28 protein-coding genes and 1 tRNA gene are annotated in these 25,428 nt (G+C 68.7%); 17 read left to right on the forward strand and 12 right to left on the reverse strand.

The window, feature by feature from the left end; translation table 11 throughout:
* Window positions 1-35: 35 nt before the first annotated feature.
* From clpS to DKM19_RS06975, 6 genes are all read left to right on the forward strand, one after another.
* Complete coding sequence (gene clpS, locus DKM19_RS06955) at window positions 36-323, forward strand: ATP-dependent Clp protease adapter ClpS (RefSeq protein ID WP_089208117.1); 288 nt, start codon at window positions 36-38, stop codon at window positions 321-323.
* Window positions 324-423: 100 nt separating this feature from the next.
* A complete protein-coding gene (locus tag DKM19_RS06960; RefSeq protein WP_110705523.1) occupies window positions 424-933 on the forward strand; it encodes a DUF2017 domain-containing protein in 510 nt (169 codons plus the stop codon).
* A 9-nt stretch (window positions 934-942) separates the two neighbouring features.
* Window positions 943-1,359: a Mov34/MPN/PAD-1 family protein gene (locus DKM19_RS06965; protein ID WP_110695002.1), complete on the forward strand. Its 417-nt coding sequence runs from the start codon at window positions 943-945 to the stop codon at window positions 1,357-1,359.
* Window positions 1,360-1,411: 52 nt separating this feature from the next.
* The gene (locus tag DKM19_RS49315; protein WP_162641340.1) at window positions 1,412-1,549 is read left to right on the forward strand and encodes a hypothetical protein; all 138 of its coding nucleotides are present in this window, start codon (window positions 1,412-1,414) and stop codon (window positions 1,547-1,549) included.
* Between the two features lie 95 nt (window positions 1,550-1,644).
* Window positions 1,645-1,923, forward strand: coding sequence for a MoaD/ThiS family protein (locus tag DKM19_RS06970; RefSeq protein WP_110695003.1), 279 nt, complete (start codon window positions 1,645-1,647; stop codon window positions 1,921-1,923).
* Window positions 1,924-2,006: 83 nt separating this feature from the next.
* Window positions 2,007-2,954, forward strand: a complete 948-nt coding sequence (locus DKM19_RS06975) for a PLP-dependent cysteine synthase family protein (RefSeq protein WP_089208118.1) — start codon at window positions 2,007-2,009, stop codon at window positions 2,952-2,954.
* Between the two features lie 286 nt (window positions 2,955-3,240).
* Here the strand turns inward: DKM19_RS06975 and DKM19_RS06980 are convergent, their stop codons facing one another.
* Window positions 3,241-5,163 (reverse strand): DUF3352 domain-containing protein, encoded by a 1,923-nt coding sequence (locus DKM19_RS06980; RefSeq protein WP_110695004.1) that lies wholly within the window; start codon window positions 5,161-5,163, stop codon window positions 3,241-3,243.
* A gap of 532 nt (window positions 5,164-5,695) precedes the next feature.
* Here DKM19_RS06980 and DKM19_RS06985 point away from each other — a divergent pair.
* From DKM19_RS06985 to DKM19_RS07010, 6 genes are all read left to right on the forward strand, one after another.
* On the forward strand, window positions 5,696-6,487 hold the full coding sequence (locus DKM19_RS06985) for a thioesterase family protein (RefSeq protein WP_110695005.1): 792 nt from the start codon (window positions 5,696-5,698) through the stop codon (window positions 6,485-6,487).
* 163 nt (window positions 6,488-6,650) lie between these two features.
* Window positions 6,651-7,505 (forward strand): glutamate racemase, encoded by an 855-nt coding sequence (gene murI / locus DKM19_RS06990; protein WP_369988216.1) that lies wholly within the window; start codon window positions 6,651-6,653, stop codon window positions 7,503-7,505.
* A gap of 105 nt (window positions 7,506-7,610) precedes the next feature.
* Window positions 7,611-8,363, forward strand: coding sequence for an MBL fold metallo-hydrolase (locus tag DKM19_RS06995; RefSeq protein ID WP_110695006.1), 753 nt, complete (start codon window positions 7,611-7,613; stop codon window positions 8,361-8,363).
* Between the two features lie 5 nt (window positions 8,364-8,368).
* Complete coding sequence (rph, locus tag DKM19_RS07000) at window positions 8,369-9,085, forward strand: ribonuclease PH (protein ID WP_089208119.1); 717 nt, start codon at window positions 8,369-8,371, stop codon at window positions 9,083-9,085.
* Window positions 9,043-9,687, forward strand: a complete 645-nt coding sequence (rdgB, locus tag DKM19_RS07005; RefSeq protein WP_110695007.1) for an RdgB/HAM1 family non-canonical purine NTP pyrophosphatase — start codon at window positions 9,043-9,045, stop codon at window positions 9,685-9,687. Before rph ends, rdgB begins: the two co-directional genes overlap by 43 nt.
* A gap of 291 nt (window positions 9,688-9,978) precedes the next feature.
* Window positions 9,979-11,670, forward strand: coding sequence for a molybdopterin-dependent oxidoreductase (locus DKM19_RS07010; protein WP_110695008.1), 1,692 nt, complete (start codon window positions 9,979-9,981; stop codon window positions 11,668-11,670).
* A gap of 53 nt (window positions 11,671-11,723) precedes the next feature.
* Here DKM19_RS07010 and DKM19_RS07015 read toward each other — a convergent pair whose 3' ends face one another.
* Window positions 11,724-12,647 (reverse strand): SDR family oxidoreductase, encoded by a 924-nt coding sequence (locus tag DKM19_RS07015; protein WP_110695009.1) that lies wholly within the window; start codon window positions 12,645-12,647, stop codon window positions 11,724-11,726.
* Window positions 12,648-12,750: 103 nt separating this feature from the next.
* On the opposite strand from DKM19_RS07015, the gene DKM19_RS07020 reads away from it, so the two are divergent.
* On the forward strand, window positions 12,751-13,428 hold the full coding sequence (locus DKM19_RS07020; protein WP_110695010.1) for a TetR/AcrR family transcriptional regulator: 678 nt from the start codon (window positions 12,751-12,753) through the stop codon (window positions 13,426-13,428).
* Window positions 13,429-13,491: 63 nt separating this feature from the next.
* Here DKM19_RS07020 and DKM19_RS07025 read toward each other — a convergent pair whose 3' ends face one another.
* Window positions 13,492-14,058: an NADPH-dependent FMN reductase gene (locus DKM19_RS07025; RefSeq protein ID WP_110695011.1), complete on the reverse strand. Its 567-nt coding sequence runs from the start codon at window positions 14,056-14,058 to the stop codon at window positions 13,492-13,494.
* An 86-nt stretch (window positions 14,059-14,144) separates the two neighbouring features.
* Here DKM19_RS07025 and DKM19_RS07030 point away from each other — a divergent pair, with 86 nt between their 5' ends.
* From DKM19_RS07030 to DKM19_RS07040, 3 genes are all read left to right on the forward strand, one after another.
* Window positions 14,145-14,717 (forward strand): MarR family winged helix-turn-helix transcriptional regulator, encoded by a 573-nt coding sequence (locus tag DKM19_RS07030; protein ID WP_110695012.1) that lies wholly within the window; start codon window positions 14,145-14,147, stop codon window positions 14,715-14,717.
* Between the two features lie 83 nt (window positions 14,718-14,800).
* Window positions 14,801-15,613 carry a toxin glutamine deamidase domain-containing protein gene (locus tag DKM19_RS07035; RefSeq protein ID WP_239514123.1) on the forward strand — a complete coding sequence of 271 codons (813 nt, stop codon included), beginning with the start codon at window positions 14,801-14,803 and terminating at the stop codon, window positions 15,611-15,613.
* Window positions 15,610-15,879: a hypothetical protein gene (locus tag DKM19_RS07040; RefSeq protein WP_089207993.1), complete on the forward strand. Its 270-nt coding sequence runs from the start codon at window positions 15,610-15,612 to the stop codon at window positions 15,877-15,879. Before DKM19_RS07035 ends, DKM19_RS07040 begins: the two co-directional genes overlap by 4 nt.
* A 30-nt stretch (window positions 15,880-15,909) precedes the next feature.
* Here the strand turns inward: DKM19_RS07040 and DKM19_RS07045 are convergent, their stop codons facing one another.
* From DKM19_RS07045 to bcp, 8 genes are all read right to left on the reverse strand, one after another.
* Window positions 15,910-18,429 (reverse strand): ABC transporter permease, encoded by a 2,520-nt coding sequence (locus DKM19_RS07045; RefSeq protein WP_110695014.1) that lies wholly within the window; start codon window positions 18,427-18,429, stop codon window positions 15,910-15,912.
* Window position 18,430: 1 nt separating this feature from the next.
* Window positions 18,431-19,201, reverse strand: coding sequence for an ABC transporter ATP-binding protein (locus DKM19_RS07050; RefSeq protein ID WP_110695015.1), 771 nt, complete (start codon window positions 19,199-19,201; stop codon window positions 18,431-18,433).
* A gap of 180 nt (window positions 19,202-19,381) precedes the next feature.
* Window positions 19,382-19,972: a LysE family translocator gene (locus DKM19_RS07055; RefSeq protein ID WP_162641341.1), complete on the reverse strand. Its 591-nt coding sequence runs from the start codon at window positions 19,970-19,972 to the stop codon at window positions 19,382-19,384.
* 114 nt (window positions 19,973-20,086) lie between these two features.
* Window positions 20,087-20,752 carry a response regulator transcription factor gene (locus DKM19_RS07060; protein WP_239514418.1) on the reverse strand — a complete coding sequence of 222 codons (666 nt, stop codon included), beginning with the start codon at window positions 20,750-20,752 and terminating at the stop codon, window positions 20,087-20,089.
* A gap of 8 nt (window positions 20,753-20,760) precedes the next feature.
* Window positions 20,761-21,921, reverse strand: coding sequence for a sensor histidine kinase (locus DKM19_RS07065; protein ID WP_110695017.1), 1,161 nt, complete (start codon window positions 21,919-21,921; stop codon window positions 20,761-20,763).
* Between the two features lie 296 nt (window positions 21,922-22,217).
* Window positions 22,218-22,358, reverse strand: coding sequence for a hypothetical protein (locus tag DKM19_RS49320; RefSeq protein ID WP_162641343.1), 141 nt, complete (start codon window positions 22,356-22,358; stop codon window positions 22,218-22,220).
* A 124-nt stretch (window positions 22,359-22,482) separates the two neighbouring features.
* Window positions 22,483-22,555, reverse strand: a tRNA-Leu gene (locus DKM19_RS07070).
* A gap of 540 nt (window positions 22,556-23,095) precedes the next feature.
* Complete coding sequence (bcp, locus tag DKM19_RS07080; protein WP_110695018.1) at window positions 23,096-23,560, reverse strand: thioredoxin-dependent thiol peroxidase; 465 nt, start codon at window positions 23,558-23,560, stop codon at window positions 23,096-23,098.
* Window positions 23,561-23,671: 111 nt separating this feature from the next.
* On the opposite strand from bcp, the gene DKM19_RS07085 reads away from it, so the two are divergent.
* Entirely contained in the window at window positions 23,672-23,998 is a 327-nt protein-coding gene (locus DKM19_RS07085) for a DUF3618 domain-containing protein (RefSeq protein ID WP_089207999.1), read from the forward strand.
* A gap of 137 nt (window positions 23,999-24,135) precedes the next feature.
* Here the strand turns inward: DKM19_RS07085 and DKM19_RS07090 are convergent, their stop codons facing one another.
* Complete coding sequence (locus DKM19_RS07090) at window positions 24,136-25,335, reverse strand: amino acid deaminase/aldolase (protein ID WP_110695019.1); 1,200 nt, start codon at window positions 25,333-25,335, stop codon at window positions 24,136-24,138.
* Window positions 25,336-25,428 lie beyond the last annotated feature (93 nt).

Genomic DNA, 25,428 nt, shown 5'->3' on the forward strand with positions numbered 1-25,428 from the left:
GAAGACTAAGGCCGGGGTAGGGCAGACTGGTGAATGTGGGTAGCACCGCTCCAACGGAGGTCGAGCGTCCGTCAATCGACGTACGGCCCGATCTGCCATGGTTGACGATCGTCTGGAATGACCCCGTCAACCTGATGTCCTATGTGACCTATGTCTTTCAGTCCGTCTTCGGTTACTCGAAGGAGAAGGCGGAGAAGCTGATGCTGGACGTGCATCACAAGGGCCGGGCCGTTGTGTCCAGCGGTACCCGCGAGGAGATGGAGCGCGACGTGCAGATCATGCACTCCTACGGCCTGTGGGCGACCGTTCAGCGGGATTCATGAGCGGTCGGCGGACCAGGTCCGGCTCGTCGCGCGACGGGCGGCGTTCGAGCCTCCCGCGAGGCCGGCGAAGAGTGGTGGGTGAGAAGTGAGCTCGGGGTTCATGCCTGGACGCAGGGGCGGTGTGATCACGGTCTTCGACGCGGCCGAGGTCTCGATCCTGCGCTCGCTGGTCTCCCAGATCCTCGGCCTGATCGAGCCGGGGGAGACCGGAGACGACCCCCTGGAGCGGGCGCTCGGCATCGGCTCGTCCGAGCAGTCCACCGATCCGGTGCTGGCCCGGCTGTTCCCCTCGGCCTACGAGGATCATGAGCAGTCCGCGGAGTTCCGCCGCTACACCGAGGCGACCCTGCGCGACGGCAAGCGGGCCGACGCCCAGACCATGCTCGACAGCGCCGAGCCCGGCCGGGTGGAGCTCACCCAGGAGCAGGCGCAGGCGTGGATGCGCGCGCTGAACGACGTACGGCTGGCGCTCGGCACCCGGCTGGAGGTGACCGAGGAGATCCATGACGAGATCGCCGAGATGCCGGAGGACGATCCCCGCTACCCGGCGTATGTCACTTACGACTGGTTGACCTACCTCCAGGACACCCTGGTCCGTGCCCTTTGGTAACTTCCAGACATGCTCACCATCTCTCGGGAACTGGTTGACAAGATCATCGCGCATGCCCGGGCCGACCACCCGGACGAGGCCTGTGGCGTGATCGCCGGGCCGATCGGCTCGGACTCCCCCGAGCGGTTCGTCGCGATGGAGAACGCCGAGCGGTCGCCCACGTTCTACCGCTTCGACTCGCTGGAACAGCTGCGCGTCTGGCGGGAGATGGACGACCTCGACGAGGAGCCGGTGATCATCTATCACTCGCACACCGCGACCGAGGCCTACCCCTCCCGCACCGACATCAGCTACGCCTCCGAGCCGAACGCCCATTACGTGCTGGTCTCCACCCGCGAGGAGCTGGGGGAGAAGGCGGAGTTCCGCTCGTACCGGATCGTCGACGGGGTCGTGAACGAGGAAGAGGTCACGATCACTTTGGGGTGATCGGCGGCCCGCTGACCGATACGGCCGTGCGGGGATGGGTAAACTGGCAAGCATGTTGACCGCTGACCCGAGCCCGGAGGACGTCGTGCTCTCGCGTCCCGGTGCGTGGGCGCGGCAAGCGGATGTCGCGCCGGTACAGAACTTCCTGTTCGCGCACACCCCGTCCGTCGTCGTCTACGACTGTCGCTGACCCGGTATTCCGGAATCCTCCCGTGCCCGCCGGTGTTCTGAATCCGGTGGGCGGCACTCCCATGACGACTGACGACACAAGGAGATTGACCCGCGATGGCCATCGAGATCCGCATTCCGACCATCCTGCGCACCTACACCGACGGAGCCAAGGCCGTGGACGCCAAGGGCGCCACGCTGGAGGAGCTGATCGACGATCTGGAGGCCGGGCACCCCGGGCTGAAGGACCGTCTGATCGACAAGGGCGCGCTGCGCCGCTTCGTGAACGTGTACCTGAACGACGAGGACGTCCGCTTTCTGGGCGGGCTGGAGACCCCGGTCGCGGACGGCGACACGGTCACCGTCCTGCCCGCCGTGGCCGGCGGCGCCCGCTAGTCGCACAGCGCCGCCTGCCCCACCGGGCCGGCGGCGCCCGCTGATGTTCCCTGTTCGTTGGCACGATGCGGAAGCCGTACATCATGCGCTTTGACTCACTGATCGACTCGGTCGGCCGCACGCCCCTGGTCGGGCTGCCCCGGCTGTCCCCCTCGCAGGACGTGCGGATCTGGGCCAAGCTCGAAGACCGCAACCCGACAGGTTCGATCAAGGACCGCCCGGCGCTGTGGATGATCGAGCAGGCCGAGAAGGACGGGCTCCTCCAGCCGGGCTGCACCATCCTCGAACCCACGAGCGGCAACACCGGCATCTCGCTGGCGATGTCCGCCCGGCTCAAGGGCTACAAGCTGATCTGCGTGATGCCGGAGAACACCTCCGAGGAGCGCCGCCAGCTCCTGCGCATGTGGGGGGCGAAGATTATCTCCTCTCCCGCGGCGGGTGGTTCCAACGAGGCGGTCAGGGTCGCCAAGGGCCTGGCCGCGGAGAACCCGGACTGGGTGATGCTCTACCAGTACGGCAACCCGGCCAACTGGCGTTCCCACTACGAGTCGACGGGCCCGGAGATCCTTGAGGACCTCCCGTCCGTCACCCACTTCGTGGCCGGTCTCGGCACCACGGGCACGCTGATGGGCGTCGGCCGGTTCCTGCGCGAGCGCGTCCCCGACGTGAAGATCGTCGCCGCTGAGCCGCGTTACGGCGAGCTGGTGTACGGCCTGCGCAACGTCGACGAGGGCTTCATCCCGGAACTCTACGATCCCGATGTCCTGACCACGCGCTTCTCCGTCTCCTCCGCTGACGCGCTCCGGCGCACGAGGGAACTGCTGAGCACCGAGGGCATCTTCGCCGGTGTCTCCACCGGCGCGGCCCTGCACGCCGCCCTCGGCATGGCGAGCAAGGCCGTTCAGGCAGGGGAGCGGGCCGACATCGCGTTCGTGGTGGCGGACGGCGGGTGGAAATACCTGTCCACCGGCGCCTACGAGGGGACGCTGGACGAGGCCGAGGAGCGACTCGAAGGCCAGCTCTGGGCGTGACCGGCCCCGCCGCGAACGAACCCCGAGATGGATCCGGCTCCGGCGTGAACAGGCCCTGAGACGACAGAGCCGGGAGCGAACGGGCTCCGAGAAGAACGCGGTTCCTGGAGTGAACAGGCCCTGAGACGACGGGGTCGAGAGCGAACGGGCTCCGAGACGAACGGGCTTCTGATGTGAACGGGTCCTGAGATGACAGGGCCGACGACAAGGGCGGGCGTCCCCGATGGGGGCGCCCGCCCTTGTCGTCTCCGGTCGGCTGAGATCGCCGATCACCGGCTGGAGCCGCTTAGTTGAACAGGACCCTCAGGGCGAACGAGGAGTCGCTGCCGGACTGGGTGCCGCTCATGCCCACGGCGCGCAGGGTCTGGAGGTTGGCCTTGTCGTCGCCCTGCAGGCCCTGGAGGTAAAACTTCTCGACCTTGTCCAGGTCGACGTAGACCGCGAAGGTCGCCTCGTCGGCATTGGGGATCGCGATCTTGAAGCTCTCGCTGTCGCCCAGCGTGCCGTCCTTGGCGAGCTCGGCGGCGTAGTCCTGCGCGCTGGCCAGGACGTAGGTGCCGTCACCGGGAGTCTTGGCGAGCTGCGGGACGGCGGTCCCGGAGTCGGCCAGGAACTTCTCGATCTTGCCGACGACCTCCTGGGCCTTGGCCGGGTCGGTGACGATCCGGGCGCCGAACCTGGGCTGGTTACCGTCGAGGCCGGTTCCGTCCAGGGCCAGGGTGAGGTTCTTGCCGAGCAGCGTCGCCAGGTCGTCGGGGAGCGTCAGCCCGTACTTCTGCTGGGCCTGCTCGGCGAACTGCTTGAAGGACACGCCGCCGGTCTTTTCGGCCGACTTCATGATCTCTGCCCACTGTTTGCCGATCACGTCACCGAGGCCGGAGATCGAGACCGCACCGGCGGTGGAGGCCGGAAGCACGCTGATCCGGGAGGGCTCGGGGGTGCCCATGTCCAGGTTCTGCGCGCCCCGGCCGATGCCGGCCAGCTCGACGTAGTCGCCGTCGAAGCGGAGCGCGCCCGCCACGCGAAGGTTCTTGATCTGGGCGAGGGCGGTGTCGTCCGCGGCGGCCAGCTCGGGGGCGAGTGCCGCGATCTTGCTCGCGTCCATCCAGAAGGAAAGCACGCCGGTCTCGCCGAGGGCGCTCAGGTCCTCGGAGAAGTTGGCGTTCTCCGCCAGCGGCGGGGCACCGACGGCCTGGTCGGCCTCCGCCTGGGTGGGGGTGAGGAGCGCGTAGTCCTCGCGGAAGGCGATGCCGTACTTCTCCTCGCCCATCAGCTTGGCGATCCCCGTCTTGGCCGCGGCCTCGTCGGTGACCTGAACGGCCACCACGACGCCGGGCGTGGGGTTGCCCTTGGGGGGAGCGAGCACGGCCAGGCCGATGCGTTCGCCGAGCCAGGGCTGGACGTCGGCGGCGTAGTCGATCTTGCTGAGGTCCTGGTTGTCCTTCTTGATCAGGTCGAAGATGGCCGCGCGCGGGTCGTCGCCGCTGAAGGAGTCCTTGGTGACGGTGAACTTCCGCGCGATGCTGAACAGCGCCAGCTTCTGGTTCGCCGCCGGGTCGAGGTCGAGACGCACGTACCCCATGGCATCGCCGGGCAGGACATCGTGCGGCTGCGTGCCGCCGCCACTGAGCAGGTTGACCGCGAAGACACCGCCACCGCCCACGAGGACCACGATCAGCGCGGCGATCGCCGCGAGCAGCCAGCCCTTGCCACCCTTGCGGGTGGGCGGTGCGGGCGGCTGTCCGGTGCTCAGGTAGTCGGGGCCCTGCTGTTGCCAGCCGGCCTGCTGTCCGTAGGCGGGCTGCCCATAGGTCGGCTGCCCGTAGCCGGGCTGCTGTCCACCGGCCTGCTGGCCGTAAGCCTGCTGTCCGTAGGCCGGCTGCTGGTGACCCTGCTGGGTGTGACCCTGCTGGGTGTAACCGGGCTGGGTGTAGCCGGGCTGGGCCTGCTGGTAGCCCCCCGGGGGCTGCTGGGTGTAGCCGGGCTGGGCCTGACCCCCCGCGTTCTGCTGCGGGTAGCCAGGCTGCTGCGGGTAGCCGGGCTGGGGGTATCCAGGCTGGGCCGGCTGCGGGTAGCCGCCCTGCTGGGGATGGTTCTGGGCGTATGGCTGATCGTTCTGCTGCCCACCCTCGTTCCTGCGGTAGGCGATCGTCCTGTCGGATTGCTCATCCGGCGTAGGCGACTGGTCGGGGGGGTTATTGGCAGGCATGCTCACTCACAATGTGGGTTTCTCGGATATAGAGAAGTAAGTTAGTGCACATTGCTAGCAATCGGCTTGCATTGAACTAACTGCGTGATTGCTTCGTCTAAGCCGAATCAGGCCCTTCCAGGGCCTGGACCAGCTTCATCGGCACGATCCCGTCGTTTTCGGTGGTGGCCATGGCGTCTCGGAAGACCAAATCGCCCCCGTTGCAGAACGTCGTAGAAGAGCCGGAACATTGTTATGAACAATCGGCTCGCCCGGTCGCCCGGGTTGCGGATGGACCCCGGCATCATCGGGGGCCGCCATCCCCCGCCCCCCTGGAAAACCTCCCGAAGACCCTCCGCGGCCCTCCTCGCGAACCTCTCCGAGACCTGCCGAGAGTGGCTCCGAGAACCTTCCGGCACCTCCCTGAAAATGGTTGCCGGTCTTTTGGTGAAAGCACGTTTTCCCTGTTAGCGACACGTTTGAGAGGTCGGGGAGGCGAGGTTCACCCGGAATGGGTAGGGTGAGTTCTCTAGAACAAGGTTCGGGAGCGTGGATGACGAAGTTCGATGAGGCGACACGGGCCGTCCGGGTGGACGAGAACACCTACGACGTGTCGCTGGACCCCGGATACTCGGTCGGTGGTCCGCTCAACGGTGGTTACCTGATGGCCGTGATCCTGCGCGCCGTCGTGGACGCCTCCTCTCACGAGCACCCGGTGACCACCAGCGCGCAGTTCCTGCGCGCGCCCCGGCCCGGTCCCGCCCGGGTGCGGTTGGAGCAGATCAAGGCCGGTCGCACTGCCACGATGACCCGCGCCACCCTGATCCAGGACGACAGGTCCTTCATCGAGACCCTCGTCACAACGGCGACCCTCGCCGACGTCGTCCCCGACTGGATGGACGGTCCCTCGGCGGTCATGCCGCCTCTGGAGCAGTGCGTCAGGCTGCCCGATCCCAAGCCCGAGTCGAACATGACGCTCAACGAGCAGATGGAGATGGCGTTCGACCCGCCCACCATCGGCTGGCTTGACGGAAGGCCCACCGGACGCCCCGAGGGCCGCGCCTACTTCCGGATGGCCGAGCCGCAGGATCCCGACCCGTATGTGCTGGCCCTGGCCGTGGACGTGCTCCCGCCGGTGGTCTTCTCCGCCGGAGAGCGCGGCTGGGCGCCCACGGTCGACCTCACCTGGCACCTGCGCGCCTTACCCGCCCCGGGCTGGCTCACCCTGCTCGGCAGCGGCCGCATGATCAGCGACGGCTGGTTCGACGAGGACGTGGAGGTCCGCGACTCCACCGGTCGCCTGGTCGCGCAGTCCCGTCAACTGGCCCGGGTCGGGCGCGGCTGAGCCGGCGACGGCCGGAAGCCGGCGCGATCGGTCCGGGCACGGCGCCGCCCGACGGGGCCGCGCGCCGGCCTCTGGGCCGGGCACGGTGGAACGGCTATCCCTGAGATGAGAATCGTCGATGTGAGGATTCTTACCGTGATCTATCGGCCCAGGTCGCCTAACCTTGGGAACCGTGTCGCAAGCGAGTATTGGAATATTTGACAGTGGCGTGGGCGGTCTCACGGTGGCCAGGGCGATCATCGATCAGTTACCCAACGAATCGATCTTCTACGTGGCCGACACCGCGCGGCAGCCGTACGGCCCCAAGACCATCGCGCAGGTCCGTTCCTACGCGCTGGAAGTGATGGATCACCTCGTCGAACACGACGTCAAGATGCTGGTGATCGCGTGCAACAGCGCCAGCGCGGCAGTGCTGCGGGACGCGCGCGAACGCTATGACGTGCCGGTCGTCGAGGTGATCCAACCGGCGACGCGCCGTGCCGTACGGGCCACCCGCAACGGCAGGGTCGGAGTGATCGGGACCCGGGCCACGATCGAGTCGATGGCGTATCACGACGCGTTCGCCGCGGCACCCGACGTCCGGCTGACCGGAGTGGCGGCTCCCCGGCTGGTGGAGTTCGTGGAACGGGGAGAGACGATGAGCGACGAGCTCATCGAGGTCATCCGCGGTTACATGAAGCCGATTCTGGACGACGGATGCGACACGTTGATTCTGGGATGCACGCACTACCCACTGCTCACCGGGCCGATCTCCTACGTCGTGGGAAACGGGGTCACCCTCGTGTCCAGCGCCGACGAGACGGCCAAGGACGTCTACCGGATCCTGCACGACCGGGGCATGGCCGCCGTAGGGGGCGCGCCTGAGCACCGTTTCCGTGCCACCGGTGACGCGAGCGTCTTCGCCCAACTCGGACGCAGGTTCCTCGGACCTGAGATCGAGGCGGTCGAAGTCGCAGTAGTGGGGGATGTTTCCACCAATGGACTGGACGGTTCTCGTGAGGAAGCTCCGGTGATCTGAACCGAGGACCGAATGGGCACAGCGGATGAGCGGCGTGAGAAGACGCCGGTCACCGGTGCCCGAACTGTGACGCGTAGCGTCGCAATGGGAGAGTAGGAGGCCGCCTTGAAATTGACAATCATCGGGTGCTCGGGAAGTTTCCCCGGCCCGAACAGCCCTTCCTCCTGCTATCTGCTGGAGGCCGAGGGGTTCCGCATGCTGCTGGACTTCGGCAACGGCGCGCTCGGCGCGCTGCAGAGGCACATCGGTCTCTACGACGTGGACGCGATCTGCCTGTCCCACCTACATGCCGACCACTGCCTCGACATGTGTCCTTACCACGTGGTGCGCACCTACTCCCCGCAGGGCCCGCAGCCCCGGGTGCCGGTCTACGCTCCCGCCGACGCGCCGCAGCGGCTGTCGTCCGCCTACGCCATGCCCGACGAACCACGGCTGGAGACCGCCTTCGACTTCATCGGGCTGACGCCCCGGGTGTTCGAGGTGGGTCCGTTCGAGGTGACGGCCGCGCTGGTGAACCACCCGGTGGAGACCTACGGGTTCAGGGTCTCGTACGGCGGGCGCTCGGTGGCCTACTCGGGTGACACCGGTGAGTCCGCAGAGCTGGTCAAGCTCGCCGCGGGGGCTGACGTGCTCCTGTGCGAGGCATCGTTCCTGGACAAGCCCGACCTTCCCCATGATCTCCATCTGAACGGCCGGCAGGCCGCCGAGCACGCGGCGAGGGCGGACGTGGGGACACTGGTGCTGACCCATCTCGTGCCCTGGAACGACTGCGGCCAAATCCTGGAGGACGCCTCCCGGGGTGGGTTCGGGGGACGGACGGAGCTCGCACGGAGTGGGGCCACGTATGACCTAGGGTGAGTTTCATGGCTCGCGCAGATGGACGTTCTCCCGATCAACTCCGCCCCGTCACCATCACCCGTGGTTGGCTCGCACACGCCGAAGGGTCGGTGCTCGTCGAGTTCGGCGGCACCAAGGTGCTCTGCGCCGCCTCCGTGCAGGACAGCGTGCCACGCTGGCGCCGGGGCAGTGGCCAGGGCTGGGTCACGGCCGAGTACGCCATGCTGCCGCGGGCCACGAACACCCGTAACGACCGCGAGTCGGTGCGCGGCAAGATCGGCGGCCGGACGCACGAGATCTCCCGCCTGATCGGCCGCTCCCTGCGGGCCTGCGTCGACTACAAGACCCTGGGCGAAAACTCGATCGTCATCGACTGTGACGTGCTCCAGGCAGACGGCGGCACCCGTACCGCCGCGATCACCGGAGCCTACGTGGCGCTGGCCGACGCGGTGAGCTGGATGCGCGAGCGGAAGATGTGCAGCGGCGACCCGCTGATCGACTCGATCGCCGCCGTGTCGGTCGGCGTCGTCGGATCCACGCCGCTGCTGGACCTCTGCTACACCGAGGACGTCGCGGCCGAGACCGACATGAACGTCGTGATGACGGGATCGGGCGAGTTCGTCGAGGTTCAGGGCACGGCCGAGGGCAAGCCGTTCAACCGCGCCGCATTGGACGAGCTGCTCGACCTCGGCATCGCCGGATGCGCGGAGCTCACCCGTCTGCAGCGGGAGACGCTGGCGTGAGCGCGCGAGTGGTCCTGGCCACCCGTAACGCAGGGAAGATCGTCGAGCTCCGCCGGATTCTGGCCGACGCCTCGGTGCCCATCGAGATCGTCGGTCTTGAGGAGTTCCCCGAGATCGGCGACGTCGCCGAGACCGGCCTGACATTCGCCGAGAACGCCCTGCTCAAGGCCCATGCGGTCGCCAAGCAGTCCGGCCTTCCCGCGATCGCCGACGACTCCGGCCTGTGCGTGGACGCGCTGAACGGCATGCCGGGCATCTTCTCCGCTCGCTGGTCCGGCAGGCACGGTGACGACGAGGCGAACCTGAACCTGCTGCTCGCGCAGGTGTCGGACGTGCCGCGCGAGCGCCTCGGCGCCCACTTCGCGTGCGCCGCCGCGCTGGCCCTGCCTTCGGGGGAGGAGCGGGTGGCCGAGGGCGCGCTGTACGGCGTGATCATCGACGCGCCGCGCGGGAGCAACGGCTTCGGCTACGACCCGATCTTCGTGCCCGAGGGGGAGAGCCGGACGACCGCCGAGCTGTCGGCGCAGGAGAAGGACGCCATCAGCCACCGGGGCCGCGCCTTCCGCGCCCTGGTCCCGATCCTCGTGGAAACGGTCGGATAGCCGGTCCTCTCTGGACTGGAACGGGAATCGGCGAGGACCAGGATCGATCGACGCTGTGGAAAGCGCGGGGCCGCCGGGTTCCTTTCGGGGCCGGGCGGCGCGAGAGTCGGCGAAGATCGATCTACGCTGTAGAAGGCGCGGGGCAGCCGGATTCCTCCGAGGGCCCGGCGGCGCGAGAATCAAGCTCGATCGATGCGGCGGAGAGCCTGGCGCCCCGATGACGGCGGGTCCGGGCCGGGCTGTAATCGGCGCGTAAGATCTTACGGTCCCCGGGGGGCGTAGCGTCGGAGCATGAAGAGCAACAGGCGCACGCCCCTGTGGGCGGCGGCGCTGATCGGCCTGGTATCCGGTGCGATGGCGGTCGGGGTCTCCCTGCTGGTCGCGGGTGTGGTGAAAGCCTCGGCCTTCCCCGTCATCGCGGTCGGCAACGCCGCCGTCGACCTCACCCCGGCCGGGCTCAAGGACTGGGCGATCCGCGCCTTCGGGGAGAACGACAAGAACATCCTGCTGCTCGGCATCTTCGTGGTCGTCGCGGCGCTCGCCGCGGGCCTCGGCATCCTCGCCCTCCGCGAGATCCGGTACGGCCTGGCGGGCCTGGCCGCGTTCGGTGTCATCGGGATCATCGCCGTCCTGACCCGCCCCGGCGCGGGCGTCGTGGACGTCGTCCCCACGCTGGCCGGCGTCGGCGCAGCCATGTTCGCGCTCCACTGGCTCATCAACCGCGCCTTCGTCCCCCGCCCGTCCGTCTCCCGCCCTCCCGGTTCGGCTCTCCCCAGTCCTCCTGCCTCCGGCTCTCCCGTCTCCAACCCGTCTCCCTCCGGCTCGTCCTTCTCCGCGGAGAGCGGCACGGAGACGGCGGAGCGGCAGAACGCGCCGGCGCCGCCGATCATGCGGGCGGGCAACGACCTCCGTTCGTTCGACCGGCGAGGACTGCTGACCGGAGTGATCGGGGGTGCCGTCGTCGCCGGAGTGGCGGGGGCGGCCGGGCAGATGCTGTCGGGCCGGGCGGCGGTGAGCGCGGCCAGGGTCGACCTCACGCTGCCGCGACCCGCGGTCCCGATGGCCCCGCTTCCCGCCGGAGTCGACTTCAAGATCAAGGGGCTGTCGCCGTTCGTCACCCCGAACAATGACTTCTACCGGGTGGACACCGCCCTCATCGTGCCCCAGGTCGACCCCCGCAACTGGACGTTGAAGATCTACGGCCTGGTGGACCGGCCCGTCGAGCTCACCTTCGCCGATCTGATGAAGCGCTCCATCGAGGAGGCCGACGTCACGCTGTGCTGCGTCTCCAACGAGGTCGGCGGGCCGTACATCGGCAACGCCCGCTGGCTGGGCGTCCGCATGGCGGATCTCCTGCGCGACGCGGGCATCCAGAAGAACGCCGACATGCTGCTCAACACCTCCGCCGACGGCTGGACCTCCGGCACCCCGATCGACATCGTCCTCGACGGCCGCGACTCGATGCTGGCCTTCGGGATGAACGGCGAGGCGCTCCCCGTGGACCACGGCTTCCCGGTCCGGCAGGTCGTCCCCGGCCTCTACGGTTACGTCTCGGCCACCAAGTGGGTGACGGAGATCAAGGTCAGCCGGTTCGACCAGGAGGAGGCCTACTGGACGTCCAGGGGCTGGTCGGCCAAGGGGCCGATCAAGACGGAGTCGCGGATCGACCTGCCGCATGACGGCGACAGCATCCCGGCGGGCCGTACGGTGATCGCGGGCGTCGCCTGGGCGCAGCACAAGGGGGTGGACGCGGTCGAGGTGCGCGTCGACCAGGGGCCGTGGCGTCAGGCCCGGCTGGCCGAGGCGCCGACGGCCGACACCTGGCGCCAGTGGGTGATCGACGACTGGGACGCAGTCCGGGGAAGCCACGTCATCCAGGTGCGAGCCACCGACGCCACCGGCTACACCCAGACCGAGGCCCTGGCCGACGTTGTCCCGGACGGGGCCACCGGCTGGCACACCATCACCGTCGAGGTCGCCTGACCCCGGCTCCGGTTCCGGCTCCGGCCTGGGTCAGGTCCTGGCTCCGGCCTCGGTCAGGCGACGTGGGCGGCCAGGGTGACGCCGGTGAGGCGTTCGGCCTCGGCCCACAGGCGGGCGTTGGTCACGGGGTCCAGGGCCCTGCGGGGCGGGCGGGCGGTGACGGTGGGGCCGACCAGGCCGCCCCATCTGCCGGGACCGTAGTAGCCGCCGGTGACGGCCTCGGGGCTGGTGGCGGCGTACAGCAGTGGCTCGGTGCCCTGCTCGACGCCCTGCGAGGGCACGACGGTGTTGAGCAGGGCCTGCAGGCGCGACGGCCTGCCGCCTCCGAGGCTCGCGCCCGCCGTCTGGAGGTTGGTGAGGGTGTAGCCGGGGTGGGCGCCGTTGCTCATCAGGTTCCAGCCGCGCTGGGCGGCGACGGCGGCGAGGTGCCGGGTGAGCATGAGGTCGGCGAGCTTGGACTGGGCGTAGGCGCGGTTGGGGCTGTAGCGGCGCTCCCGCTGCAGGTCCTCGAAGGTGATCCGGCCGTAGTGGGCCGTGCCGCTGCTCATGGTGACCACGCGCGGCGCGGCGGCGGCGAGCACCGTCGGCAGGAGCCGGACGGTCAGGGCGAAGGGGCCGAGGTAGTTGCTGCCGAACTGCAGCTCGAAGCCGTCGGCCGTGGTCATACGGGTGGGCGGAGCCATCACCCCGGCATTGTTGATCAGCAGGTCCAGTGGGGTGCCGTCGGCGATGAGCCCGTCGGCGAACTCCTTGACCGAGGCGAGGTCGGCCAGGTCGATCCGGCGGATCTCAAGGTTGGCGTGTGGGTGCCGCGCCAGGATCTCGGCGCGGGCCTGCTCGCCCTTGGCGACCGTGCGGACGGCCATCACCACGCGTGCCCCGGCGGAGGCGAGGCGCCGGACGGCTTCCTTACCGGTGCCGCTGTTGGCACCGGTGACGACGGCGAACTTCCCGCTCTGGTCGGGGACGGTGTACATAGTGACTCCTGCGCGACTTGTTAGAGACTGGCGGTCTGTTGTTCTGAACATTAGCGGACCGGCAGTCTGTTAACAAGGGACCGCCGGTCTGTAGAATGCTGGCATGGTGACCTTCCAACGTGCACGCAGCGAGGAGCAGCGCGCGGAGCGCAGGCGGGTGATCCTGGACACCGCGGCCGCGATGCTGGCCGAGATGCCGGTGGCACAGGTGAGCCTCAACGAGCTGAGCCGGCGCGTCGGCCTGGCGAAGTCGAACGTCCTGCGCTACTTCGAGTCCCGCGAGGCGGTGCTGCTGGAGTTGCTCGACGTCGCCTTGCGAGAGTGGCTGGAGCAGCTCGACGGCGCGCTCACCGCCGCGGTCGACGCCGGCGCGGCGCCGTTCGAGCGCGGAGACCAGGTGGCCGCCACGCTCGCGACCTCGCTGGCGGCCCGCCCGGTGCTGTGCGATCTGATCAGCGCGCAGGCGGCGGTGCTGGAACGCAATGTCTCCCCGCAGATCGCCGCGCAGTACAAGCACGCCGCCGTCGCGAACGCGCACGTGCTGGTCCGGCTGGTGCGCGAGCACGTGCGGGAGCTCGGCGAGCACGACGCGATACGGTTCGCCGGCGCCGCGATCATGGCGACCGGCGCGGTGTGGATCCACGCGCAGCCCTCGGCCGCGATGCTGGCCGCCTACGAGGCCGACCCCTCGCTGGCGGCCATGCGACTCGACTTCACCGACACCCTCCGCGGGATACTCGAGGTGCTGCTCACGGGGCTGCTCGCCCGCCCATCCCGCTGAATGGGAGCAGTCCACCGCCATTCGCGCGTGAGCGCGCCAGGCGACCGGCAGGCGGCGGAGCGGCTAGGCCGATGTCCGCATCGCGGACATCGCCTGGGTGAGCCTCCCGAGCTCGTCCAGCATTCCGGTCGCCGAGGCGGACAGGTCGTCGTCGACGACCAGCCGGCCGTCCGCGTCGAGCTGCCTGCGGGTGAAGATGGTCACCGCCTCGCCGGCGGGCACCATGCGCAGGGTGGTGACCACCTGCTTCATCATCTGGACGGCGCGCAGGCCACCTGACATCCCGCCGTAGCTGACGAAGCCGACAGGCTTGTAGCGCCATTCGTGGTACAGGAAATCGATCGCGTTCTTCAACGGTGCGCTGAAGGCGTAGTTGTACTCCGGCATGACAAACGCGAACGCGTCCGCCTCGCCGATCGTGGCGCTCCAGTCCTTGCTGTGCCGGTGGAGGTAGTTTCCCGTGGCGGGGTGCTCGGGCTCGTCCAGGAACGGCAACCCCACCTCGGCCAGGTCGACGATCTCCACGGTGAATCCGCCGTGCTCCACGGCGTGCCGGGCGAACCAGTCGCCGATGTTCCGGCCCACCCGGCCCGGCCGGGTGCTGGCGACGATGACCTTCAACAGCGGCATGGCGTGCTCTCCCTCAAATTGTTTACGTGTAAACAGAGATTGCCAATGCTTTGGTTACATGTCAACCAGTGGCTAGGGTGGCTCCCATGACGGACCCGCGATGGCTCGACGAGCGAGAGTTCCGGGCATGGCTCGGCTACCGCCGGATGCGCCTGCTGCTCGACGCCCAGATCGCCCGTGACCTCACCCGCGACTCGGGTCTGTCCGACCCCGACTACGACGTGCTGTCGACGCTGAGCTCCAGCCCTGACCGCCGTTGGCGGCTCAACGCGCTCGCCGCGCACATGCTGTGGTCCAAGAGCCGCCTGTCCCGCCACATCAGCCGGATGGAGGAGCGGGGCCTGGTCACCCGCGAGAACTGCGCCACGGACGCGCGAGGTGCGATCATCGTCCTCACCGACGGCGGTATGCGCGCCATCGAGGCGGCGGCGCCCGACCACGTCGAGTCCGTCCGCCGCCATCTCATCGACGTGCTCACCGGCGAGCAGATCGAGGTCCTCGGTGACATCGCCGACACGGTCCTGCGCCACCTCGTCGATGAGCTCGGCACCGAGAAGGATGAGCTCGGCACCGAGAAGGCCGAGGTCGTCGGCACCGCTGCCGGCCCCGCTGTCGGCACGGCCCCGGTGCGCCTCTCAGGGGACGCGGAAGAACGTTAGGCCCCCGATCTGGCCAACTGGCCTGCGTCGTGCGGTCGGTCGCCTTAACATCGGGCTCTCGGTGACTGGGCGAGGGGGACCGCGTGACTGAGTGTTTTTTGCCTGCGGGCGTCTACAACCCCGTCGTGACCGCGGACGGGAAGCGGTGGCGGGACTTCGAGCTGGAGGCGCAGGTGCCGGTCGCGGCTGCGGGGCCGCAACAGACCGAGCGAGTACGGGAGCATGAGCGGGCACGGGAGCCCGAGCGGATGCGGGAGCCCGAGCGCGCGCAGCGGATGCAGTGGCGGCCCGCGGTGCTGGACCGGTGCAGGCCGTACGGCGTGGCCGGAGGGCTGGCGCGGCCCGACCCGCAGACCGAAGAGGACATGGTGCGAGCCGTGCCGGTGACCGAGCAGGGGGTCCCGCGCCGTTTCCCGGATCCCCGGGGCATGTGGATCAGGCTGATCAACGGGTCCGGGGCCGCGGAGGACCCGTTCAGGGCGACCAACGCGGTCGACTGCGCGCTGTCGGTGCTGTCCACCTGGCACGGCGTGCCGGCCGTGGCCGCACCCCGGCGGCCCGAGTACGACCGGGTCGGCAAGCCGCTGCTCAGCGGTGAGGCCGGTGGAGCGGCCAGGGCCGAGAGATGGCTGGGACAGCGGTTCCAGTACGTGGGGCAGGGGCGGCACGCCTACGTTCCGATCGCCCAGGCGCTGCTGGCCGGGGGACACGGGGCCGCCGCCATCATCATCACCCGCTGGCCGGCCGGTGGCAGCCACGCGTGGAACGCGGTGAACTTCGACGGAGAGGTGATCTGGATCGACGCGCAGCGGGGTCACATGGCGGTCGACCCGCCGTACGAATCGGTGACCGGCGTCTTCTGCGTCGTGATCGACAGGGAGGGAAGGCGACTGTGAATCCCGACCAGGCCAGGGCCGTCGCGGAGGAGTATTTCAACGGCGTCCGGAATCCGGGCTCCGCCACCGAGATCAGGATTTATGCCTTCAAGGAGGGATATGTCGCCTGGTCAAAGGAGCCCGAGGCCGACGATCCCAGCGTGCTGCCCGACACGGTCGGAGCCGGATGCGTGGTCATCGACAGGGCCACCGGAGAGCTTGTCATCCGGCCGCTTCTCAACCCCGAGACGGTGGCCGAGCAGTGGCCGGGGCGCCGCCCCCGATAGAAGACGCCCCGGCCACGGGGATGACTCCGGTCAGCCGGCGGCGAGCGATCCCACGATGGAGGCGCGCGCCGCCCTGCGGGCCGGAAGCACCGCGGCGAGCACCCCGGCCAGGCCGGACAGTGCCACGAACGCCAGAATCTGCAGGACCGGCAGCTGGAACGCGACGTCGGCGGCCAGTGTCTGCCCTGCGGCCCAGCCGAACGTGACGCCGAGCACCACGCCGACCAGCGCGCCGATGAGTCCCAGGATCAGCGCCTCGACGACGAGCATCCGCCGCAGCTGGGGCCGGGTCAGACCGAGCGCCCGCAGGAGCGCCGACTCCCGGGTCCGCTCGTGGACCGAGAGGGACAGCGTGTTGGCGATGCCCAGCAGTGAGATGAGGACCGCCAGGCCCAGCAGGCCGGTGATGATCATCAGCATCATGTCGAGTGTCTCGTCGAACGCGCCCCGGAGCTCGGTGGAGCTGGCGACCTTGGCCGTGGGATACGGCTGCGCCGCCGCGTCGACCGCCTTGCGGGCCTGTTCGGGGCTGACGCCGTCCTTGGCGTTGATCATCACCCAGCTGTCGTCGACCGGGCCGAAGTAACGGTCGAACTCCTCCGCCGGCACGGTCACGCCGGTCAGGTTGCTCTCCCCGGAGTCGAAGGTGCCCACGATCGTGAGGTCGACCGTGCCCGCCTCCGTGGTCCGTACCGGGATCCGATCGCCGACCTTGACGCCGAGCCGCTTGACGACGTAGTCGGAGACGACCGCGGTCCCGGGCTTGAGGACGTCGATCGAGCCCGCGTCGAGCTTCGGCCTGAAATCCGATCCCGCGGTGAACGCCCCGACCTGATACTCCTCGTCCTTGTCCCCGATCTTGGTGGAGGTCTCGCGGGACGCGACGACCGAGGTGAGCTCGGGTCTGGTCCGCAGGTCCTCGGCCAGGGCGCGGGGCAGCCCCGACCCGCGGTCCTGGGTCTGGACCATGTAGTCGACGGGAAACTGGTCGTCGAGCTGCTGGGTGAACGTCACCCGCATCGTGCCGGTGAGGACCGCGATGAGCGTCATCAGCGTCACGCCGACGGTGAGCGCGACGGTGGTGGTCGCCGACCGCTTCGGGTTGCGCCGGGAGTTGTCCACGGCGAGCCTGCCCGGCACCCCGAAGAGCCTGGTGGGCAGCCAGCCCACGAAGGCGCCGAGCGGCTTGACGATCACCGGCCCGAGAACCAGCACCGCGAGGAAGACGAAGGAACCGCCCGCCGCCACCGCGAGAAGCGCGGCCTCTCCGGGTCCCATGCCCACCCCGGCCACCGTGCCGCCCACGCCCACGACCAGGAGCAGCGCCGCGAAGATCACGCGGAACAGGCCGGCCTTGAAGGTGTGCTCCTCGACCTGCGAGCGCAGCGCCGCGATCGGTGCGACCTTCGTCGCCGACCGTGCGGGCAGCAGCGCCGCCCCCACCGTGACGACGAGGCCGATCAGCAGGCCGAGGCCGATCGTGCGCGTGGTCAGGGCCGCGCTCCCGGTGGGGGGCAGCGACGTGCCGGCCCCGGCGAGTACGGCGAGCGCCCCCGCGCCCAGCCCGTAGCCGAGCAGCAGGCCCAGCACCGACGAGAGGAGGCCGACCACCGCCGACTCCAGCACGATGGAGCCGAACACCTGTCCGCGCGTCGCCCCGATGCAGCGCAGCAGGGCCATCTCGCGGGTCCGCTGGGCGACCAGGATGTTGAAGGTGTTGTAGATGACCAGCGCGGCCACGAACATCGCCACCAGGCCGAACATCAGCAGCCCCAGCGTCAGCAGCTGAGTGTTGGCGCCGTTGCTCTGGGCCAGGTCGGCGGCGTACTGCTCCCCGGTCCTGACCTGGTAACCCGCGCCCAGGGCCGCGGCGACCGAACCGCGCACCGCCTCCTGCGTCGCACCCTCCGAGGCGAGGACGTCGATCTCCTTGAAGCCCTTCGCCCCGGTCATCGCCTTGGCCGTCTCGGTGGTGTAGCCGACCGCACCGCTGTAGAGGAGCTGCTGGTCGAGGCCGGCGTCGAACAGGCCCACCACCGTGAACTCGTGCCTGGCGTTCTTGGAGTCCAGCACCGCGATGGTGTCACCGATCTTGAAGCCGCGGGTCTCGGCGGTGTTCTCGTCGAGTACGGCCTGCGTCGCGGCCTTCGGGGCGGCGCCGCTGGTGATCGAGGTGCGGTTCAGCGAACTCTCGGGGATGGAGATGCCCGCCGTGGGGAAGTCCCCGGCGGCCTTGCCGTCCTTGCCGATCAGGGCGGACGTGCCCTGCACGAGCCCCTGCGCGTCGGCCACGCCGTCGGCGGCACGGATCTTCTCCAGTACGGCGCCGGACATGGGCCGCGCCACGCCGGTGCTCTCGTCCCGCACGGGAAGCACGGAGACATCGATCTTGTCCGCCGCCGCGGAGAACTTCTGGCTGAAGCCCACCTCGATGGTGTCGGTGAGCACAAACGTGCCCGCGATGAAGCCCACCCCCAGCGCGATCGCCAGCGAGGTGAGCAGCAGGCGCAGCTTGTGCGCCCGCAACCCGGCCAGGGTCGTCCTCAGCACCTCAGGCCTCCAGCTTGATCAGCATGTCGAGCACGGACTGCGGGCTCGGCTCCGCCAGCTCGCTGACCAGTAGGCCGTCACGCAGGAACACCACGCGTCCGGCGTAGGAGGCCGCGACCGGGTCGTGGGTGACCATCACGATCGTCTGGCCGAGCTCCCGTACCGACGTGCGCAGGAAGGACAGGATCTCGGCGCCGCTGCGCGAGTCCAGGTTGCCGGTCGGCTCGTCGGCGAAGATGACCTGCGGCTTGCTGATCAGGGCACGGGCCACCGCGACGCGCTGCTGCTGGCCGCCCGACAGCTCGGTCGGCTTGTGGCCGAGCCGGTCACGCAGGCCCACGGTCTCCACGACCCGGTCGAACAACTCCTTGTCGGCCTGACGTCCGGCGATCTCCAACGGGAGCCGGATGTTCTGCTCGGCGGTCAGCGTGGGCAGCAGGTTGAACGCCTGGAAGATGAAGCCGATCCGCTCACGGCGGAGCAGGGTGAGCTGCTTGTCGCCCAGCCCGGTGAGCTCCACGTCTCCGATGTGCACCTGCCCGGCGCTGACCGTGTCCAGCCCGGCCAGGCAGTGCATCAGTGTGGACTTGCCCGATCCGGAGGGGCCCATGATCGCGGTGAAGGCACCGGTCGCGAAGGAGACGTCCACCCCTCGGAGGGCATGCACGGCCGTGTCCCCCTGGCCGTACACCTTGGTCAGACCTCTGGCCGTCACGGCCGGTGCCGTGTTCTCCCGCGCGTTCCACGCGCCGACCTCTCCGGTGATGGTCACGTCAATTCTCCTCGGCAACGTATGCGTTATGGCTGGACAAACGCTATTGCTGGGGCGAATGGGATTCATCGGACTGGCGGACGGACTTCCCCTCCACCGCAGGACTCTTCCGGACGGGCCGGTCCTACCTGCGGGGTAGACCCGCCTCGGCCATTCGGCCGAGAGCTGCGGAGTCCGGGCTCAGACGAGGTTGTCCCCGGCGAGGATTCCGGCGAGGCCGAGGAAGCACGCGCCGCTGCCGGCATCGACCCTGCGCTGGGTCCGAGCCGGGATGCCGGTGGCTCCGAGACGGCTGCCGAGTCCGACGTAGGTGAGGCCGACGAGGAGTTCGATGCCGAGGTAGGCTCCGCCGAGCATGGCGAGTTGCGTGTCGGTGCCGCCTTTCGGCCCGCCGGTGAACTGGGGCAGCAACGCGGCGAAGAGCAGCAGGGCCTTGGGGTTGCTGATCGCGACGATGAATTCGTTGATGACCAGCGGCCGCAGACCCCTGCCGGCCGCGGGGGCCGAGTCGGCCGCCGCGGGTGGGGCCCGCCAGGCGCGCCGCAGACTTGAGAACCCGATCCACGCGAGGTAGACGACGCCCACCCACTTGATCACCGTGAGCGCTGTGGCCGATGCCGTGAGCGCCGCGCCGAGCCCTGCCACGACCAGCCCGATGAGGATGACGAAGGCGACCAGCCGCCCGCCGATTCCGGCGAGGGCGTACGCGGTGCCGTGACGTACGGCGTTGCTCAGGCCGAGGAGCTGATTCGCGCCGGGGATGAGGGACACGAGCAGAGCGGTAGGGATAAAACCAGCCCAATTGATCATAAATGTCCACTTTAGTACTCAAAGTGTAGATTATTGGGCTGGGCAATCGGGGACGGGCGGGCGGCCCGTTCGTCCCTAATCCGTTGAATGCGGCGTCACAAGTCCTGTCTCGTAGGCGTACACGACCACCTGGGCCCGATCCCTCAGGCTCAGCTTGGCCAGCACCCGGCCCAGATGCGTCTTGACCGTCGCCTCCGCCAGACTCAGCCGGACCGCGATCTCCGTATTCGACAGTCCCCTGGCCACCAGCACGAGAACCTCCCGCTCCCGCGAGGTCAGCCCGGTCAGCCTCGCCTGCTCGGCCGCCCCGGGAGAGGGAAGATGCACGGCGAAACGCTCCAGCAACCGCCGCGTCGTACTCGGCGCCACCACCGCGTCCCCGCTGTGCACCGAGCGGATCCCGCTGACCAGGTCCGGAGGCGGCACATCCTTCAGCAGAAACCCCGAGGCGCCCGCCTTCAACGCCGCGAACGCGTAGTCGTCCAGGTCGAACGTGGTCAGGATCAGCACCCGGGGCCTCTCGCCCGCCGCACAGATGAGCCGGGTCGCCTCCACTCCGTCCATGACCGGCATCCGCACATCCATCAGCACGACGTCGATCGCCGTCGTCCGCGCGGCCTCGACCGCCCCGACCCCGTTGGCCGCCTCCGCGACGACCTCGATTCCGGGCTGCGCGCTGAGAATCATGCGGAACCCGGCGCGCAACAACTCCTGATCGTCGACCAGCATCACGCGAATCACCTGCTCGCTCAAGCCGCCCGACTCTCCCCGATCTCACCCGTCGGCAGCCGGGCGGTCACCCGGAACCCGCCCCCCGTCAGAGGCGCGGCCTCCACGGTCCCGCCGAACATGGCGACCCGCTCTCGCATGCCCACCAGGCCGTGCCCACCCTCGCGCCCAGGTGCCGCGGCGCCACGACCGTCGTCGGTCACCCGTAAGAGCAGCTCACGCACGCCGTACTCCATCTCAACCGTGGCCCTGCTGCCGGGGCCGCCATGCTTGAGGGTATTGGTGAGCGCCTCCTGGACGATCCGGTACACCGTCAACTGCTCGCCCTCGGGAAGTTCCTGCGGGACGCCGGTGACCCGCAGATCGACGGGCAGCCCGGACGAGCACACCTGTGCCACCAGATCGTCCAGCTGCGACAGGCTCGGCTGCGGTGCGTACTCCTCGGGGCCGCTGTCGGTCCGCAGCACGCCCACCATCCTGCGCATCTCGGCCAGCGCCTGCCGCCCCGTGGCCGACACCGCCTGCATGGCCCTGCGCGCCTGCTCGGGATCGGTGTCGATCGCGTAACCCGCCCCGTCGGCCTGAACGATGATCACACTCACGTTGTGCGCGACCACGTCGTGCAGCTCGCGGGCGATCCGGGCCCGCTCGGCCGCCGCGGCCAGCCTGGCCTGCTGGTCACGCTCGTGCTCGGCCCGCTCGGCCCGCTCCTCCAGGCTCTCCAGATAGCGGCGGCGGGTGTTGGAGTAGATCCCCGTGATCCAGATCGCGACGACGAACACCGAGGTGTTGATGAAGCCGGTGAAGTTGGGATTCGCCGCGATCTGCCCGAAGGAGAGGAGGAGCCCCAGCTCGGCCACCAGGCCCGCGGCGACCGCCCAGCGCGGAGAGCAGCGGGACGCCACGCCGTACATGGCGATGAGCACGGCGAGGTTGAAAAAGAGGAGCGGGACGCCGAGGAGCCACTGGCCGAAACTCACCAGCGAGACGATCGCGAACACCGTCAGGGGACGCTTGCGCTGCCAGAACAGCGGCACGCTCAGCAGCAGCCCGAGCCCCAGAAACCCCGGCAACCCGAGGCCGAGACCGAGACCGCCCCAGGGCATCCTGTCGTCCACGACGACGAGCCACATGTTGAGCAGCGATACCAGCAGGAACGGTGTCAGCCACAAGGCGTCCACGGTCCCGGGATGGCGCCGACTCCAGGCGCGTAGTCTGCCGAACACATCACCACGATACGTAGGTGGAGATCAAAGCCCTTCCCCCTCAAGGGGGAACCTGATGTACGACCCAGGTCGCACATTTTGTCCTGCTTACGCAGTCTTTACGACTCTTCCGGAAGGATGCTTGCTGGGAGCACCCTTCGGGGTGAGTAAAGGGAGATTGTTTGTGGTGATCAATCACAACAACGCCGGGTCGCGCGGCGAGTGAGAACCGCCGCGCGATCCGGCGGCCCAGCCCGGTTCAGTGAGGATCATCACACCGGATCGCCGATCCCGTCCTTGACGGTGGAGTCCGGCGGCTTCGCCTCTTCGCGCTCGCCCATCTCGCTGAAGGCGGCGGCGTAGTCCTCTTCGATGGTGGATTCGCGCAGCAGTTGAATTGCTTTGCGGATCACCGCGGATCTCGATTTGGCGCGCTTCTGGTCCAGGTAGTATTCGATGAAGAATACGTCTTGGCTTGAAATGGTGACGCTGGTGTTTATTGGTTTGAGATCGACGGTGTAATCTTTAAGGCGGTTGTGGGGTCGACGAGATTCGAACTCGCGCTGGACGACACCTAAAATCGTTGCCTCTACCGTTGGGCTACGACCCCTATTCTTTCCTGCGAAATTATCTGTCTGTGAATGGCAGTTCGGACAGAGGAATCGCAGGTTTTCTTTTCTGTTGTCCAGCCAGTCGCCGCTGATGTGATCAACGTGCAGGGTCAGCCCCCGGCCCAGCCAGACGCCCTCGATCTTACAGGCAGCGCACTGGTACGGCATCCCGATTGCCGTCAGGGTCCGGCGAAGCTGGGAAGGGTCTGGTCGAGGACTTCCCTCGGGTCGCACGGTGAGAACCTGTTCCGGCCGACGGCGCTGGGGCGAGACCTTCCCCTTGTTCGGGGCGACCCTGCGGAAGTGAGAGGTGTCGATCCCGAAGCGCTTCAGCTGGCGGCTGATGTGGGCGTGGTTGCCGCCCGCGATGGTGATGCCGAGATGGCGGAGGACGTCGGCGATGCTGAGGGAGACGGCCGCCGCTGCGGCCAGCATTTCGGGGGTGTATTTGTATTTGATGGGCATGCCCCAAGGTTATGCAATGGGACCGACAATTCTTGGGGCATGCGCGGGCCACATTAAATGGCGAAATGGGGCATTTAATCGAGGCCGAGTTCGCGGCGCAGGCGGGCCACGTGGCCGGTGGCCTTCACGTTGTAGAGGGCCTTTTCGATTTTGCCGTCGGCGTCGATGACGAAGGTGGAGCGGATGACGCCGACGGTGGTCTTGCCGTACATCATCTTCTCGCCGTAGGCGTCGTAGGCCTTGTGGACCTCCAGCTCGGGATCCGACAGGAGGGGGAAGGTCAGGGCGTCGCGTTCGACGAAGTCGGCCAGCTTCTTCGGCTTGTCCTTCGACACGCCCAGGACCACGAAGCCGGCCGCGGTCAGGGAGGCGAGGCTGTCGCGGAAGTCGCAGGCCTGCTTGGTGCAGCCGGGGGTCATCGCGGCGGGATAGAAGTAGAGGATGACCCGCTTGCCACGGTAGGTGTCCAGGGACACGGTGGCGCCGTCGGCGGCGGGAAGCGTGAAGTCCGGGGCGGCGTCGCCGGGCTCGAGTTTCATAAGGTTTCCTCCGAGGAATCGTCCCCGGCCAACTTACCGGGCTGTCTGAAGTGTCGTGAGAGGGTCGGACCTGACAGACTGATCAATGTCAAGGGGTATGAGAGGAGAGCCATGGCGGACACCGATCCTGCGGAGCTGGAGCGGCAGATCGAGCGCACGCGCGGGGAGCTGGCCCAGACGGTGGACGCCATCGTGGACCGGGTGAGCCCGAAGCGGGTCGCGGAGCGGGGCGTGGCGAAGGTCAGGTCGGACGTGGAGCACTTCGTCGCGCAGGTCGGCGACCTGGTGAACGGGGCGGCGGCGCGGCCGGCCAGGTTCGAGGGTGAGCCCGAGGGCCTGTGGACGGACGAGCAGCCGAACCTGGCGCCGGTTCTGATCGGTGTGGGGGCGGTGCTGGCGATCGGCGCGGTGATCATGCTTTGGCGACGCCGACGGTAGGCCGGCGGTGGAGCGGCGCCCGTGGTGAGCGGCGCCCGTGGTGATCCGGCTTTTCGCGGTGGGCTGAGGATCCAGGGGCCGGAGGTTGACGGTGATCCGGCCTGTCCGTGATGGATCCGCCGGTTGAGGGTCGAGGGTCAGAGGAAGGTACGGCCCTCGCCTCGGTAGGTGGGGACCTCGTCCACGACCTTGTCGCCGTCGATCAGGTGCAGGCTGGCGAAGCGCTCGCAGAGTTCGCCCGCCTTGGCGTGACGGAACCAGACGCGGTCGCCGATGCGCAGGTCCTCGGCCGCCTGGCCGAGCAGGGGGGTCTGGACCTCGCCCGCACCCTCGTCGGAGTCGTAGCGCAGTCCGCACGGCAGGTAGGGCTGGGGCAGGCGGTTCTGTCCGGGGGAGCCGGAGGCGGAGTAGCCTCCGCCGAGGACGGTGACGACGTCGGGCGCGGGGCGGCGGACGACGGGCAGGGCGAACAGGGCGGCGGGGCGGCCGGTGAAGCCGCGGTAGAAGTCGAACAGGCGGGGGTGGAAGAAACCAGATCCCGCGGCGACCTCGGTGACGGCCTTCTCACGGACGGTCTTCTCGATGCTGCCGGTGCCGCCGCCGTTGACGAACTCCAGCTCGGTGACCTGGCGGACGGCCTGGACGATCCGGCCCCTGCGCATGATCAGCTCTCGCCGGGACTGGGCCTGCATCCAGCGGATGGCCTGTGTGAGGGCGGGGTTGCCCGGCGGGTCGTCGCCGACTCCGGCGATCTGCGCCTCGTAGGCCATGAGACCCACCAGCCGGAATCCGGGCCGCTTGGCGGTCGCGGCGGCCAGGTCGGCGGCCTGTTCGGGCTCGCGGATGGGGGAGCGGCGGACGCCCGCCCGGAACCTGCCGCCGAAGGCGACGAAGCTCGCGTCGATGTCCAGGCATACCCGGATCTCGTGGCGGTTGCGATTTTGGACGTCGGCGACCGCGGACTCGATGAGGTCCAGGTGCTCGATCCGGTCCACCATCACCGTGATCTCCTGTGCCGCGGTGGTGTCGGAGGCCAGTTCGGCCAGCGCGGCCCGGTCCGCGGTCGGGTATGCGACGAGCACGTCGCGCACGCCGGTGGAGACCAGCCAGAGCGCCTCGGGCAGGGTGAAGGCCATGGTCCCCGTGAACCCGTCCATGGCGAGGATCCGCTCAAGCACGGGCCGGGACCTGATGGACTTGCTGGCGACTCTGATCGGCTTGCCCGCGGCCCGCTGGACCATGCCGGAGGCGTTCGAGCGCAGGGCCGCGAGGTCGAGAACGGCGAAGGGCGGATCCAGGTGCGCGGTGGCCTGGTCGTAGCGCTGTCGATCGTCCATAACGGCAGGATAACCCGACCCGACAGAATATGAGCATCATTCATGTTAGGGATTCGGCGGTAAATTCTCCTGCCGGGACGATCCCGAGATCGT

The sequence above is a fragment of the Streptosporangium sp. 'caverna' genome (genome assembly GCF_003203775.1).
In the GTDB taxonomy this organism is placed as follows: domain Bacteria; phylum Actinomycetota; class Actinomycetes; order Streptosporangiales; family Streptosporangiaceae; genus Streptosporangium; species Streptosporangium subroseum.

What these genes read in the sequence shown, in the direction of transcription:
- DKM19_RS06960 (WP_110705523.1), top strand. Translation starts at nt 424, where the DNA reads ATGCCTGGACGCAGGGGCGGTGTGATCACGGTCTTCGACGCGGCCGAG.
- DKM19_RS07085 (WP_089207999.1), top strand. Translation starts at nt 23,672, where the DNA reads ATGGCGGACACCGATCCTGCGGAGCTGGAGCGGCAGATCGAGCGCACG.
- DKM19_RS07090 (WP_110695019.1), bottom strand. Translation starts at nt 25,335, where the DNA reads ATGGACGATCGACAGCGCTACGACCAGGCCACCGCGCACCTGGATCCG.
- DKM19_RS06965 (WP_110695002.1), top strand. Translation starts at nt 943, where the DNA reads ATGCTCACCATCTCTCGGGAACTGGTTGACAAGATCATCGCGCATGCC.
- rph (WP_089208119.1), top strand. Translation starts at nt 8,369, where the DNA reads ATGGCTCGCGCAGATGGACGTTCTCCCGATCAACTCCGCCCCGTCACC.
- DKM19_RS07025 (WP_110695011.1), bottom strand. Translation starts at nt 14,058, where the DNA reads ATGCCGCTGTTGAAGGTCATCGTCGCCAGCACCCGGCCGGGCCGGGTG.
- rdgB (WP_110695007.1), top strand. Translation starts at nt 9,043, where the DNA reads ATGCGCGGAGCTCACCCGTCTGCAGCGGGAGACGCTGGCGTGAGCGCG.
- DKM19_RS07015 (WP_110695009.1), bottom strand. Translation starts at nt 12,647, where the DNA reads ATGTACACCGTCCCCGACCAGAGCGGGAAGTTCGCCGTCGTCACCGGT.
- DKM19_RS06985 (WP_110695005.1), top strand. Translation starts at nt 5,696, where the DNA reads ATGACGAAGTTCGATGAGGCGACACGGGCCGTCCGGGTGGACGAGAAC.
- DKM19_RS06970 (WP_110695003.1), top strand. Translation starts at nt 1,645, where the DNA reads ATGGCCATCGAGATCCGCATTCCGACCATCCTGCGCACCTACACCGAC.
- DKM19_RS06975 (WP_089208118.1), top strand. Translation starts at nt 2,007, where the DNA reads ATGCGCTTTGACTCACTGATCGACTCGGTCGGCCGCACGCCCCTGGTC.
- DKM19_RS07010 (WP_110695008.1), top strand. Translation starts at nt 9,979, where the DNA reads ATGAAGAGCAACAGGCGCACGCCCCTGTGGGCGGCGGCGCTGATCGGC.
- DKM19_RS07030 (WP_110695012.1), top strand. Translation starts at nt 14,145, where the DNA reads ATGACGGACCCGCGATGGCTCGACGAGCGAGAGTTCCGGGCATGGCTC.
- DKM19_RS49315 (WP_162641340.1), top strand. Translation starts at nt 1,412, where the DNA reads ATGTTGACCGCTGACCCGAGCCCGGAGGACGTCGTGCTCTCGCGTCCC.
- DKM19_RS07020 (WP_110695010.1), top strand. Translation starts at nt 12,751, where the DNA reads ATGGTGACCTTCCAACGTGCACGCAGCGAGGAGCAGCGCGCGGAGCGC.
- DKM19_RS06980 (WP_110695004.1), bottom strand. Translation starts at nt 5,163, where the DNA reads ATGCCTGCCAATAACCCCCCCGACCAGTCGCCTACGCCGGATGAGCAA.
- bcp (WP_110695018.1), bottom strand. Translation starts at nt 23,560, where the DNA reads ATGAAACTCGAGCCCGGCGACGCCGCCCCGGACTTCACGCTTCCCGCC.